This window comes from Paenibacillus sp. MSJ-34 (assembly GCF_018918005.1).
Classification (GTDB): Bacteria; Bacillota; Bacilli; order Paenibacillales; family Paenibacillaceae; genus MSJ-34.
In genome coordinates, this window is sequence record NZ_JAHLPR010000032.1 from 1 (window position 1) to 12,404 (window position 12,404).

General features: G+C 51.3%; 12 protein-coding genes. 8 read left to right on the forward strand and 4 right to left on the reverse strand.

All coding sequences use genetic code 11. The annotated features are described in order from the left end of the window. Window positions 1-172: 172 nt before the first annotated feature. Complete coding sequence (locus KQI79_RS28040) at window positions 173-301, reverse strand: hypothetical protein (RefSeq protein WP_301287935.1); 129 nt, start codon at window positions 299-301, stop codon at window positions 173-175. Between the two features lie 41 nt (window positions 302-342). On the opposite strand from KQI79_RS28040, the gene KQI79_RS16590 reads away from it, so the two are divergent. The 4 genes from KQI79_RS16590 (at window position 343) to KQI79_RS16605 (ending at window position 4,238) form a co-directional block, all read left to right on the forward strand. Beyond that, on the forward strand, window positions 343-1,563 hold the full coding sequence (locus KQI79_RS16590) for a helix-turn-helix domain-containing protein (protein WP_216539376.1): 1,221 nt from the start codon (window positions 343-345) through the stop codon (window positions 1,561-1,563). 48 nt (window positions 1,564-1,611) lie between these two features. Beyond that, the gene (locus KQI79_RS16595; RefSeq protein ID WP_216539377.1) at window positions 1,612-2,649 is read left to right on the forward strand and encodes an ABC transporter substrate-binding protein; all 1,038 of its coding nucleotides are present in this window, start codon (window positions 1,612-1,614) and stop codon (window positions 2,647-2,649) included. 123 nt (window positions 2,650-2,772) lie between these two features. Continuing rightward, window positions 2,773-3,561, forward strand: a complete 789-nt coding sequence (locus tag KQI79_RS16600) for an alpha/beta hydrolase (RefSeq protein ID WP_253298215.1) — start codon at window positions 2,773-2,775, stop codon at window positions 3,559-3,561. Window positions 3,562-3,821: 260 nt separating this feature from the next. Then, the gene (locus KQI79_RS16605) at window positions 3,822-4,238 is read left to right on the forward strand and encodes a CAP domain-containing protein (RefSeq protein ID WP_367398209.1); all 417 of its coding nucleotides are present in this window, start codon (window positions 3,822-3,824) and stop codon (window positions 4,236-4,238) included. A gap of 134 nt (window positions 4,239-4,372) precedes the next feature. On the opposite strand, the gene KQI79_RS16610 is transcribed toward KQI79_RS16605, so the two are convergent. The 3 genes from KQI79_RS16610 to KQI79_RS16620 are packed head-to-tail and all read right to left on the reverse strand — an operon-like array spanning window position 4,373 to window position 8,846. Further along, window positions 4,373-4,957: a uracil-DNA glycosylase gene (locus KQI79_RS16610; protein ID WP_216539381.1), complete on the reverse strand. Its 585-nt coding sequence runs from the start codon at window positions 4,955-4,957 to the stop codon at window positions 4,373-4,375. After that, window positions 4,954-5,739 (reverse strand): DUF72 domain-containing protein, encoded by a 786-nt coding sequence (locus KQI79_RS16615; RefSeq protein ID WP_216539383.1) that lies wholly within the window; start codon window positions 5,737-5,739, stop codon window positions 4,954-4,956. The genes KQI79_RS16610 and KQI79_RS16615 overlap by 4 nt, the downstream gene beginning before the upstream one ends. A gap of 2 nt (window positions 5,740-5,741) precedes the next feature. Then, on the reverse strand, window positions 5,742-8,846 hold the full coding sequence (locus KQI79_RS16620) for a DNA polymerase III subunit alpha (RefSeq protein WP_216539384.1): 3,105 nt from the start codon (window positions 8,844-8,846) through the stop codon (window positions 5,742-5,744). 202 nt (window positions 8,847-9,048) lie between these two features. On the opposite strand from KQI79_RS16620, the gene KQI79_RS16625 reads away from it, so the two are divergent. From KQI79_RS16625 to tyrS, 4 genes are all read left to right on the forward strand, one after another. Then, a complete protein-coding gene (locus KQI79_RS16625) occupies window positions 9,049-9,291 on the forward strand; it encodes an AbrB/MazE/SpoVT family DNA-binding domain-containing protein (protein ID WP_216539388.1) in 243 nt (80 codons plus the stop codon). Continuing rightward, window positions 9,288-10,019 carry an ABC transporter ATP-binding protein gene (locus KQI79_RS16630; protein ID WP_216539390.1) on the forward strand — a complete coding sequence of 244 codons (732 nt, stop codon included), beginning with the start codon at window positions 9,288-9,290 and terminating at the stop codon, window positions 10,017-10,019. The genes KQI79_RS16625 and KQI79_RS16630 overlap by 4 nt, the downstream gene beginning before the upstream one ends. Then, entirely contained in the window at window positions 10,016-10,750 is a 735-nt protein-coding gene (locus KQI79_RS16635) for an ABC transporter permease (RefSeq protein WP_216539392.1), read from the forward strand. The genes KQI79_RS16630 and KQI79_RS16635 overlap by 4 nt, the downstream gene beginning before the upstream one ends. A 369-nt stretch (window positions 10,751-11,119) precedes the next feature. Beyond that, window positions 11,120-12,379 (forward strand): tyrosine--tRNA ligase, encoded by a 1,260-nt coding sequence (tyrS, locus tag KQI79_RS16640; protein ID WP_216539394.1) that lies wholly within the window; start codon window positions 11,120-11,122, stop codon window positions 12,377-12,379. Window positions 12,380-12,404 lie beyond the last annotated feature (25 nt).

The window sequence follows — 12,404 nt, forward strand, 5'->3', positions numbered from 1 at the left end:
AAAGTAGCAGGCATCCGCCTCGCCGCTTTCTTACAGAAACAAAGGCGAAAAAAAGTTGGACGGAAAACGTACCTGTTTTCCGCCCAACTTTTTATTTTAGGGACTTATTGGACAGCCCCTTCTTATGAACAGTTGTCGCGCTTGACTGGAATACGGCCATATGTTAGTTTTGTTAATGATAATGATTATCAATATCAACGCCAACACCAAAGCCAACACCAAAGCCAACACCAAAGCCAACACCAAAGCCAACACCAACCGCAACACCAACCGCAACACCAACATGTTCATTTACATCCAAAATAAACTTCTTATCGCTCGAGAATCGAAAGGAGGTTTCCCGTGTTCACGGAAGAAGAGACGCTGACGGACAATAACTTATATGCGCCGGACCGGAATAGAAAGACGAACCTGAATGACGTCAAGGAATTTATGGACAAACATTATAACGAACCGCTTTCCATCGGATCACTGGCGCAGATGGCGAATATCAGCCCCAAATATTTTGTCGACCTTTTTAAGGAAACATATGGACAAAGCGCCATGGAGTACCTGACGGATCTACGGATGAATCGCGCCAAGCGTTATTTGGCGGAAACCGACGAGCGATTGCGGGAGATCGCTATAAAGGTGGGGTACCGGGACGAATTTTATTTCAGCCGCAAATTCAAGAAGGAAATCGGCCTGGCTCCGTCCGATTATGCAAAAAATTTCAGACGGCGCATCGCGGCCAACTCCCCTTCAATGATAGGACATTTGCTTGCGCTTCATGTGATTCCGGCGGCCGCGCCGCTTCATCCGAAGTGGACGCCTTATTACTATCATGTTTATCATACCAAAATTAAATCCCATCTGAAGCTTACATTCCCCTATACCGATCGGACATTTGAAGCGAATCTGGATCAACTGTCTCAGGATCGTCCTGACGCCATTATCGGAACCGACGGATTAAGCCCTATGGAGAGGGCCAAATTGGAGGATATTGCCTCTTGCCTCCTTGTACCGACAGATGTCGATTGGCGAGAGCAATTGCGGATGACGGCTCGTTTTTTACATAAAGAAGATCGGGCCGAACAGTGGATTGGGCAATACGACCGGAAGGTTCTTGCGGCGAGAACGCAAATCGGCGAGGCGATGGGCTACGATAACATCCTGCTCTTACGCATCTATCGACAAGACATTCATCTCTATGAGAACCGCGGGTTAGAGGAAGTATTGTATCGAGACTTGAAGCTTAAGCCGGCATGCCGTACGGATGGCGGGCCTTGCAACGCGCCGCTCGCGCCGGAGCGATTGGCGGAGCTTAATCCGGAAAGAATCTTGGTCGTCGTGTGTCCCGAGGCATCGTCCCGCAGATTCTGGCTGGCGCTGCAGCATTCCCCCGAATGGCGGCAACTCCAAGCGGTGAATAACGGACATGTCTATCCGATCTCCGCCGATCCGTGGTTCGAGTATTCGGCGACGGCGATTGCGCGAATGTTGGATGAAGCGCTGCTTCTGTTTACCGGAAAATGTCCAAATGCTTTCCCGGAAAATGTCCATGGCAAATCCTGCGACGCATAATTTATACTCAATGCAATTGAGAATTATGATCACAGGAGGAAAGTCGCTATGCTGCAAATGATTCATCCTAAGAAAACATTCCTTAAAATCAGGGTTTCGGCATGGTTATGCTGCTTCATGGCCGGAAGCCTGTTGACGGCCTGCGGTTCGAATGCGCAGAATCACACCGTTTCGCCCGAGCAACCGGTTTCGGTTGCGGCCGTGTCCGATTCTTCGGCAAACACGAAATCCAAGGAGAGCGGCGCGGTACCGTCCGGCGAACGAACGGTGATTGACGAGCTCGGCCATGAAGTGATCGTTCCTGCGGCGCCCAAGAACATTTTCGCCCCCAATATGGAGGATTCTTTGCTCAAGCTGGGCGTCAAACCGGTAGCGCAATGGTCCAACGGCAATCGAGGTCATGAGTATTTGCAAGAGGAATTGAAAGATGTTCCGAAGCTTGACCTCTCGGCCGGACTGCCGTCGCCGGAAGTGTTGATGTCTTACAATCCCGACCTGATCATTCTGCATACGGCGACTTATGATAAAGACGGCGCTTACGAAAACTATTCCAAAATCGCCCCGACTTATGTGTTTAAGAATGCTTCCGGGGATATTGAAAAATCGCTCGTTACCTTGGGGGAACTGCTCGGCAAATCGGCCGAAGCCGAACAAGCGTTGCAAGCCTATCGAGAGAAGGTGAAAGAAGCCAAGGAGAAGCTGGAGCAAGCGGCAGGAGACAAGAAGGTGGCGATTTTTCGCTTTGCCCCGAGAGGCGTAAGCCTGATGGGCGGCAATTATTTATGCGGATATGTTGTTCATAAGGATCTGGGGCTCGGAATTTCAAAATTAGTAGAAAACGAGAACAGTGCCAATGTTTCGCTGGAGATTTTGCCCGAATTGGACGCGGATTATATTTTCATGCTGAATGCTTACGACATGGGGAACGAACGGATGAAAGAGATGACGGAAAGTCCGATCTGGAAGAGCATTCCGGCGGTTAAAAAAGGGCGCGTAGTTGAGGTTGATAATACGTATTGGCTTGGCAGCGGTTTGATTGCGTACGAGAAAATTATCGACGACACAGTCCGTTTTCTGACCCGGTAAGGGTGACTAGCCGGAAGAGGAGTGGGTGAAATGGTTTTTCATAACGACAGGCAGGACGGAACCGCTGCTAATGTGGCAGCGACGGCAAGCGCGGTCAAGGAAACGCAGCGTCTCAAAGTCGAGATGCCGCGGGCGGAACAATGGGTAATGCGTTCGAACGCGGAAAACCGCGCGTACCAAATTAAGGTGGCCCAGCCACCGGGCGATCCTCCGCCCGGAGGTTACCCGGTCGTTTATTTGCTGGATGCGAATTCTGTGTTCGGAACGATGGTGGAGGCGCTCCGCTTGCAAAGCCGTCGGCCGGATAAGACCGGGGTCGTTCCGGCCATTGTTGTCGGAATCGGATATGAGACCGAAGAGCCGTTTGCTCCGGAACGATTCTACGATTTGACGCCGAAGCCGACGACCGAATATCTCCGCAGACCCGACGGAACGGCCTTGCCCGAACAAGGGGGAGCGGGGCATTTCCTGCAATTTATCGAGGAGGAATTGAAACCGCATCTCGAGCGCGAATTCAAGATCGATCGCAAACGGCAAGCGATTTTCGGCCATTCGCTCGGCGGCCTGTTCGTATTGTATGCGTTCTTGACGAAACCGGGCGCGTTTCAATATTACATAGCGGGCAGCCCCTCTATCCATTGGAACAAACAATATCTGCTCGCGCAGGAGCGGGAATTTGCTGCCCGCTTGGCCAAGGATCCGGTCGGCGTTCGTCTGCTGCTCGCATTCGGCGAACTGGAAAAGAGCCATATATCCCGCAATTGCGACAGCGCACAGGAGCTGGCGGAACGCTTGTCCGGCCTCTCCGGTCATGGCGTGAACGCCGAGTTTAAATTGTTTGAAGACGAGAACCATGTATCGGTCCTGCCCGTCTTGATTAGCCGCGCGTTGCGTTTTGCCCTGAGTCCGTAGCGTGGAGTTTCGGGAAATAGGGAGACGAAAGCAGCGAGGTTCTGAATAAAACGAGAGCATTTTGCAAAACCTTTGTTCGATAACGTAAGACGGATCGAGGAGGTTTTGTTATAAAACACATTATCGTAACAGCTATGCTTCTTGTTGCCGTTACAGGTTGTTCGAGCAATCGGGTTGAAACTCATTCCGGCCATGCCGCACCAACGTCAACCTTAACGCAAACGTCGTCCATCTCCACAGTGGATGCAGGGAAAACGCCGATGACCGCGAAACAAATACCCAACGTCCCTTCGCAACCGGCCGCGAATCCAACCGGATTTGCGCAGCAAGTGTTGGACCTGGTGAATCGGGAAAGAACGAACGCCGGGTTGAAGTCCCTGAGTATGAACGCGAGTCTCTCGAGGGTGGCCTTGGCAAAAGCGCAGGATATGTACAACAACAATTATTTCGATCATCAGTCGCCGACTTACGGATCCCCGTTTGATATGATGAAGAAATTCGGGATCTCCTATAACTCCGCAGGAGAAAATATCGCCAAAGGACAGACGAGTCCGACGGAAGTGATGAATCAATGGATGAGCAGCCCCGATCATCGAGCCAACATTTTGAACGGTAATTACACCCAAATTGGAATCGCATACTACAATGGCCAGTGGGTTCAGGAATTTACCGGTTAAAGTCAAAAGCAAAAGCCTGCGTCGATACAGCAATTTCCGTTCCCAACCCATCTTTCGCCGGAACGGAAAAAGCCGCATCCTCGCAGGCTTGCAATCAACCGCCGCTCAACATGTCCTGAAGGGTGAAGGCTTCTTTATCCCAACTTGTTCAACATAGTTGCAACAGAGAAGAGATCCTGTTTCAGGAGCTCTCTTTTATTTTCGTCGCGAAATACGGCGGACGGATGATAGGTCGGCATGATACGGATTCCGTCCTTCTCCAGCCACGTTCCGCGAATTTCCGTAATTTTGGCTTTCGGATCGACAATCGCATGTACGGCTATACTCCCCAGACAAACGATAATCGCCGGATGAATCAGCTCGATTTGCCGGAGCAGAATCGGCGCCGCTTCTTTCACCTCCGCCATTTTCGGTTTCCGATTGCCGGGCGGCCTTACTTTGATGACGTTCGTCAGATACGCTTCCTCCCTTGCGATATCCGCATTCTCCAAATATTTGTTCAGCAGTCTTCCTGAATTGCCGACAAAAGGCCTTCCCGTTTCGGCTTCTTTTTCCCCTGGGGCCTCGCCGAGCAGGAGCAGACGGGCGTGCTCGGGCCCTTCGCCGAATACAAGCCGCTCTCCCGGTTCCGGTTGAAAGACGCGTTGACTAAAGGCATGCAGGCTTTGCAGATTGCCGATAGACTGCAATTCTTGCGGAGAGATCGTTTCGGCAATCATGTTCCGGCGACCTCCAATTGCAACATCTCTTTCAGCATTCGTCCGTTGATCACGGCCTGCGCCCGATAATGGTTGTTCATGCTGACGAACGTTTTCTCCGTTTTCTCGGCTAGTTTGCGAATATTCGGGACCCAATCCGTCAGTTCCTTTTCCGTATACAAGTAGTCGTAACGTTCGTGCGTTTCTTTATGATGCCACCATTTCTTGTAATTCCGGCCGTGAAACCGGATATAACCAATCGGGCCGGTCGCTCTGACGATCGGGGGAACAAGCGTTTTAAACTGCGGCTCGTCCACGCAGACATAGCCCAATTGTTCTTCTTCCAGCAGGTCGAAGATACGATCGTCAATCCATTCTTCGTGGCGAAATTCGATAACGACAGGAATGTCGCCCATGAACTCTTTGAATTCCTTCAAATAATCCCGGTTTTCATCCCGATTCCGGAAGCTGGTTGGAAATTGGGCCAGCACGCATCCCAGTTTGTCCGCCTCTATTAACGGTTTCAGCGCTTCTTTAAAATCGTGGAAATGTTGTTCGTTATCTTCCCGTTTATGCGTCATTCCCCGATATGCTTTGATGACGAATTGGAAGTGAGCGGGCGTTTTTTCCCGCATATGGTAAAGCATAAATCGGTTAGGCATCGCGTAAAAAGACGAGTTGACCTCTGTAAACGCGAATTCCTTGGCGTAAAAAGAGAGCATTTCTTTTTTGTCCAGATCTTCCGGGTAATACACCCCGCGCCAATCCTCATAACTGTAACCGGCCGTTCCGATCAGTAGCATATTCATCCTCCAAGCGCTTTGATTTTGTCCGCTATGACGTGCACCTGCCCGTTCCGCATGCGGACGTCGCCTTCAAGTAATATGCCCTGTGGATTCAATTCGTATAAAAATGACTTGTATGTCTTGGGATAGAGCATGACTTCAATCATATCCGTATGATCCTGTAAGATAAGCATTAGAACGTATTCTCCGCTGTTTGTCGGGTAACGCCTGCTGTGGATAACTGTTCCGCATATGCGGACACGCGTATCATCGCTGAAATCCGATAACGCTTGGATAGGAACGATATTGAAGCGCTCCGCGAAATCTTTCCATTTCCCGGGTACGGATTGTTGCAGCGAGAAGCCAAGCAGCGCCTTTTCCATTTTTCTTTTTTCCGGTTCGGTAAAATCGGGAACCGTTACGTTCGCCGAATGTATGCCTGTTGCCTTGGGAAAATCGTTCAAGTACGCGATCATCTCCTTCCGATGAAGGCCGAATCGATCGCAGGCGCCCGCGGCGATCCAGGCTTCGAGCACCGTTTTTTTGATCCCGCTCGCTTTCATCCGGCGAACCCATTCGGGAAACGTCTGAAATACGCCGTCACGTTGGCGGGAACGCATCATAGCGATCACCGATTCCGGCCCCGAGCCTCGGATGGCATCGAGCCCCACGCGGATGCCTTCCTCTTCGGCACGAAACCCGAACCCGCTTCGGTTCATATCGGGACCAAGCAAAGAAAGGCCCATTTTGACGCTCTCCCTAATGTATACTTTTTTGTCGTAATAACCTCCCTCCAAGCTTAATAAAGAGGCCATGTAGTCTTTCGGGCAATGCGTTTTTAAATAAGCCGTCCAGTAGGCCAGATAGGCATAGGACACGCTATGGGCTTTATTGAAGCTATAACCGGCAAAACGGGCCAAAAAATCGAATACGGCCAGCGCTTTCCCGTTCGCCACGCCTCGTTCCGCCGCTCCACGAACAAAACGCAACCGGTGCTTGGCCAGCGCTTCGACTGATTTGGCGGAAAGCGCCCGCCGGAGAGAATCGGCTTCTCCCACGGAACATCCCGCAACCGCTTGAGCAATGGCCATCACTTGTTCCTGATACAGGATCAAGCCGTACGTCGGCAATAGAATCGGCTCCATTTCAGGCAGTATTACCTTGAATGTTTCTTCGCCTCGCTGCCGGCGCAAATAAGTCTCCACGATTCCCTCATTCCATGCTCCGGGCCGATATAGAGCGAGCAGATCGGCTAAATGGCAAATATTGCGCGGCTCCATTCTGCGCATTAACCGGCGGATCCCCATGCTTTCCAATTGGAAACATCCGAGCGTATTTCCGCTGCGGATCGTGCGGAACGTATCGGGATCGTTTAGAGGAATTTCGCCGCAATCGAGTTGTTTGCCTGTTCGTTCGCGAAGCGATGCGAGAGTATCGTGAATGATCGTCAGGTTGCGCAAACCGAGGAGATCGATCTTCAATAAGCCCATCGTTTTAATATCCTCCTTATTAAAAGGAGTCATCGGTTCCCCGTTCGGCCGCCGCAGCAGGGGGACAATACGGGTCAAATGTTCGTCTCCGAGAATAATGCCCGATGGGTGGGCGGAATGCTGGCGAGGCAGCCCTTCAAGCCGTTCGGCAAGGCGAAAGAGCGATTTGAACGGTTCTCGGTCGACCGGCAGCTTGCGCAGTTCCGGCAACGTCTCGAGACTGTGGCGGATACCGCCTTTCCCGGAAAGAGAGGGGAGCAGTTTGGCCAGCGTGTCGACTTGTTTTTTCGGCAAACGCATATAAGCACCGGCTTCCCGGACCGCCCCCCGCGTTCCAAACGTGTTCAATACGCCGACATGAGCGATCCGGTCCGCTCCGTATTTGTCTTTGACGTATTGCAGCAATTCGTGTCGCCTTCTTTGGCAGACGTCCACATCGATATCCGGCAAATCGGCGCGATCCGGACTGAGAAAACGTTCAAACGAAAGGCCGTGCAGAAGCGGATTCACCCCCGTGATGCCAAGCAAATATGCCACCAGGCTCCCGGCGGCCGAACCTCTTCCGGGTCCTACGGGAATGTTCCTGTTCCGCGCAAACCGTATCATATCCCATACAATCAGGAAATAGTCGGAGAGCCCTCTTTGCCTAATGATCTCAAGCTCCCGGTTCATTCGCTCTTTCCATGTGGGCCACTCCGAACCGTCGGGAGCCGGAACGGCCGAAGCGAGTCGACGCCGCATTCCTTCCCGGCATAACCGGGACAATGTTTCATCCGCGCTTTGCGGCGGACTCGCATAGCTCGTTTCTTCCGAATCTCTCCCGGTATCTGCGTTCCAAATTGCCGGAACGGAGAAGCTTGGAAGCCTATGCTCGCCTCGTTCCGGTTGGAATCGGCATCGCTGCGCGATCCGCACCGTATTGGCCAAAGCGTCCGGCAGATGGCCGAATTTCTCCGTCATTTCAAAGGGCGAAGGAAGATAGAACGGCCCTGTCGCCGAAGGGGCAGCCGCACCGGATTGTTTCTCGTGCCGGATCATATGAAGCAAGGGAGCGTCCTCCGGAGCGAGGTAATGCACGTCGTGAGTAGCCGCAAGCGGAATTTTCATTTCCCGGGAAAGGCGAACGGTCCGCTCCAACAATGCATCGTCGTCTTCCAATCCGTGATGCTGAACCTCCAGAAAGAAGTTTTCCTCCCCGAACCATTTTATATATTGGAGCGCTTGTTTCTCTGCCAGATCCATCCGCCCGCTCTTAATCAGACGATGAATGCTGCCGGTTCTGCCCCCGCTTAGCGCAATAATGTCCCCATGACAGGCCGGGGGACAGAAACGATCGCTGTTCAACCGCTCGACGATCTGCTCGTAGCCCCGATGGGCAACCGCCAATAAAATGAGCGTTTCTCCCGCGTCCCCGACCGGCATTTCGCATCCGACAATCGGATGAATGCCGAATTTCTCCGCAAGTTTGCAAAACGGAATCATCCCGTTGATTGCACCTTTATCCGTTATTGCCAGCGCATCCATGTTCCATGATGCGGCAGTTTGCAAGAGATCTTCCAGGCTGCACGTCGCTTCCGTCAAACTGTATTTCGTATGAACATGAAGATGTACGAAGCTTGTCCCGGGTTTTTCCATGACGGCACTCCTTTGAATAAGAACATTTGTTTCTATCATACCGGCAGGTTTGATCGTTGTCCATTGGAGGTTGTTTCCGGTTTATCCGTTATGAACCAGCCGCATTCGGAAAAACTTGCACTAATCAGTTAGTTGAAGTATGATTAGTATAACAAGTGGGAAAAGTTATACAAATTACACAAACGGTAAGGAGAAGAATCGTATGGTAAACGAAAAGAAACAATCGCCCGAAGGCAAATTTATGAGTACGGTAAAGGTCGGTGAAAAGGGGCAAATCGTGATCCCAAAAGGCGCGCGGGATTTGTTCGATATTAAACCGGGCGATACCCTGTTGTTGCTCGCCGATAAAGAACAAGGAATCGCCATCGTGAGAAACGATTTATTCAAAAATTTTGCGAACGAAATTTTGCGCGTACAGGATAAACCGGAGGAGGCAGGCGAATGACGGCAATTCAAACGATCGATCTAACCAAAGAGTTTCGTCACCGAACGGCTGTAAACTCTCTCAACCTCTCGATCGAAAAGGGAGAATTTTTCGCATTGCTCGGACAAAACGGCGCCGGAAAAACAACGACAATTAAAATGCTTACATGTCTGCTGCCGCCTACAAGCGGCGACGCTCTCTTACTGGGCGACAGCATCAATAAACATCCGGAAGCCGTAAAACGAAAAATCAACGTGTCACCGCAGGAAACGGCGGTAGCCCCAAACTTGACGGTTAAAGAAAACCTTGAACTGATGGCGCGAATATACGGAAAAACGAAGCGGGAAGCGAAGGCGACGGCGATTGACATGATGAGCGCATTCGGTCTTTCCGAACGGGCCGTCGACAAAGCCAAAACGTTGTCCGGAGGCATGCAGCGACGATTAAGCATAGCCATGGCGCTGATTTCCGATCCGGATATCGTCTTTTTGGACGAACCTACGCTGGGGCTTGACGTCCGTGCAAGACGGGAGCTTTGGAAACACATATTCGAATTGAAAGGGAAGGTTACGATCATTCTTACCACTCACTACCTCGAAGAGGCCGAAGCCCTGTCGGACAAAATCGGGATTATGCACGAAGGGAAGCTGCAAGCTCTGGGAACGGCGGAAGAGTTGCAAAGGGCTACCGGCCAGGCAACGCTTGAGGATTCCTTTCTTGCGCTGACGGAAGAGGAGGTAATGTCATGAGTTTTCTCCCTTTTGCTTCGCGTAATCGAAAGGAATTGATGCGCGATCCGCTCAGCATCATATTCGGAATCGGACTGCCTGTATTGCTGCTTTTGTTAATTGCAACCATTCAAAAAAACATGGCCGGTATGCCGGTTGAAATATTCAAAATCGAAAATTTCACACCGGGAATCGCAATGTTCAGCCTGTCCTTTATCTCTATATTTATAGGAACGCTGCTTGCCAACGACCGCAGCAGTTCGTTTTTGGCTCGGCTGTTTGCTTCGCCCTTATCCGCAAGCGATTATATTGTCGGATATTCGCTTCCGGTCATCCCTATCGCTTTATTGCAAAGTGCAATCTGCTTTGTAACTGCCATTTTTCTGGGATTGCCTATTCATGCCAATGTGCTGATCGCAATTCTTTCCCTCATCCCTGTCGCCGTATTGTTTATCGGTTTCGGGCTATTGCTTGGCAGCATCCTCTCCCATAAACAGGTCGGGCCCATTGCGTCCATCGTGGTTCAGGTGGCGGCCCTTTCGAGCGGCATGTGGTTTGATTTGGACATGATGGGCGGCGCGTTGAAAACGGTATGCTATGCTCTTCCCTTTGCCCATGCCGTGGAGTTGGCGAAGGCTGGTCTCGCCGGAGAATATGCGGCAATGCTGCCGCATCTCTGCTGGGTACTGGGGTATGCCGCGGTCATATTTTTGTTTGCCGTCATGCTGTTCAGACGAAAAATGAGAAGCTAATTTTCTCTTCTCGAAAAGTTGACATTGATATATTATTTCTCTATACTATCTTTAATCTTATATGCGATATACGTTGAAAGAGCCTAGTAGCAGCTTATTCCCTGTTCTAGAAAGTCGGAGGCGATGGAACCCGATACATAGTAAGCTGGCGAATTACACTCTGGAGTATCCCGGGTAATGCCGGGCGGCAGCGGCGAACGATAACTCGCCGAGAGCGGCACGAATGGCGCGCGTTACGTCGCGATGCTTCGTTGGTGCAAACTGGGTGGTAACGCGGTTAACAATCGTCCCTATGTCTACAATAGACTAGGGGCGTTTTTTTATTTTTCAACGGCGCAATGATGTATTGAATCGAAGGAGTGTATGGCAATGAATATTATCGACGAACTCGAATGGCGCGACGCCATCAATCAACAGACGGATGCGGAAGGTCTCCGCGAATTAACCGGTCAGAAATCGATCTCGCTCTATTGCGGCGTGGATCCGACCGGCGACAGCATGCATATCGGTCACTTGATTCCGTTTATCATGTTGAAACGTTTCCAGCTTGCAGGCCACCGGCCGGTCATTCTGATCGGCGGCGCAACCGGTACGATCGGCGATCCGAGCGGACGCCAAACCGAGCGCTCGCTGCAAACGATGGAACAAGTCCAAGCAAACGTAGAGGCGCTGACTGCGCAGATGAAAAAGCTGTTCGTGACGGAAGGCGACAATCAGATTCGCCTGGTCAACAACTACGATTGGACGCATAATATGAATATTATCGAATTTTTGCGCGATTACGGCAAAAACTTCAGCATCAATTCGATGCTTGCCAAGGACGTTGTAGCCAGCAGGCTGGACAGCGGGATTTCGTTCACGGAATTCTCCTATCAAATTTTGCAATCGATCGACTACCTGCATCTGTACAAGAATGAAGACGTGCAACTGCAAATCGGCGGGTCCGACCAATGGGGCAACATTACGAGCGGCCTCGATCTGATTCGCAAAAAAGAAGGCCCCGAGGCGAAAGCGTTCGGACTTACCATCCCGCTTATGCTGAAAGCCGACGGCACGAAATTCGGCAAAACGGCGGGAGGAGCGATCTGGCTCGATCCGAACAAAACGACGCCGTTCGAATTCTACCAATTCTGGGCGAACACCGATGACCGCGATGTCGTGAAATACTTGAAGTACTTCACGTTCCTGACCAAAGAAGAGATCGAAGATTTGGAGGAGAAGGTACGGACCGAGCCGCATAAACGCGAAGCGCAAAAAGCGCTGGCCGAGGAAATGACGAGATTCGTGCACGGCGAGGAATTGCTGGAGCAGGCGAAACGCATTACCGCTGCGTTGTTTAGCGGCGATATCAAATCGCTCACCGCCGACGAGATCGAACAAGGCTTCAAGGAAATGCCGACATACGAAGCGGCGCGGGAATCGAAAAATATCGTCGAGTGGCTGGTCGAGCTTGGCATTGAGCCGTCCAAGCGGCAAGCGCGCGAGGATATTGCGAAAGGCGCGATCTCGATCAACGGCGAGCGCATCGGCGATTTGGAGCTTGAGATTACGCCGGATCAAGCGATCGGCGGCCGCTTCATCATCGTCCGCAAAGGCAAGAAAAACTACAGCCTGGTGCGGTTGTCATAACAGAAATAAGAAGCTTCCCTTGGAT

Excerpts from the sequence above, each read along its gene's own strand:
- KQI79_RS16620 (WP_216539384.1), bottom strand. The coding sequence starts at position 8,846 with ATGGAAAAACCCGGGACAAGCTTCGTACATCTTCATGTTCATACGAAA.
- KQI79_RS16635 (WP_216539392.1), top strand. The coding sequence starts at position 10,016 with ATGAGTTTTCTCCCTTTTGCTTCGCGTAATCGAAAGGAATTGATGCGC.
- KQI79_RS16595 (WP_216539377.1), top strand. The coding sequence starts at position 1,612 with ATGCTGCAAATGATTCATCCTAAGAAAACATTCCTTAAAATCAGGGTT.
- tyrS (WP_216539394.1), top strand. The coding sequence starts at position 11,120 with ATGAATATTATCGACGAACTCGAATGGCGCGACGCCATCAATCAACAG.
- KQI79_RS16630 (WP_216539390.1), top strand. The coding sequence starts at position 9,288 with ATGACGGCAATTCAAACGATCGATCTAACCAAAGAGTTTCGTCACCGA.
- KQI79_RS16610 (WP_216539381.1), bottom strand. The coding sequence starts at position 4,957 with ATGATTGCCGAAACGATCTCTCCGCAAGAATTGCAGTCTATCGGCAAT.
- KQI79_RS16605 (WP_367398209.1), top strand. The coding sequence starts at position 3,822 with ATGACCGCGAAACAAATACCCAACGTCCCTTCGCAACCGGCCGCGAAT.
- KQI79_RS16615 (WP_216539383.1), bottom strand. The coding sequence starts at position 5,739 with ATGCTACTGATCGGAACGGCCGGTTACAGTTATGAGGATTGGCGCGGG.
- KQI79_RS16625 (WP_216539388.1), top strand. The coding sequence starts at position 9,049 with ATGGTAAACGAAAAGAAACAATCGCCCGAAGGCAAATTTATGAGTACG.
- KQI79_RS16600 (WP_253298215.1), top strand. The coding sequence starts at position 2,773 with ATGCCGCGGGCGGAACAATGGGTAATGCGTTCGAACGCGGAAAACCGC.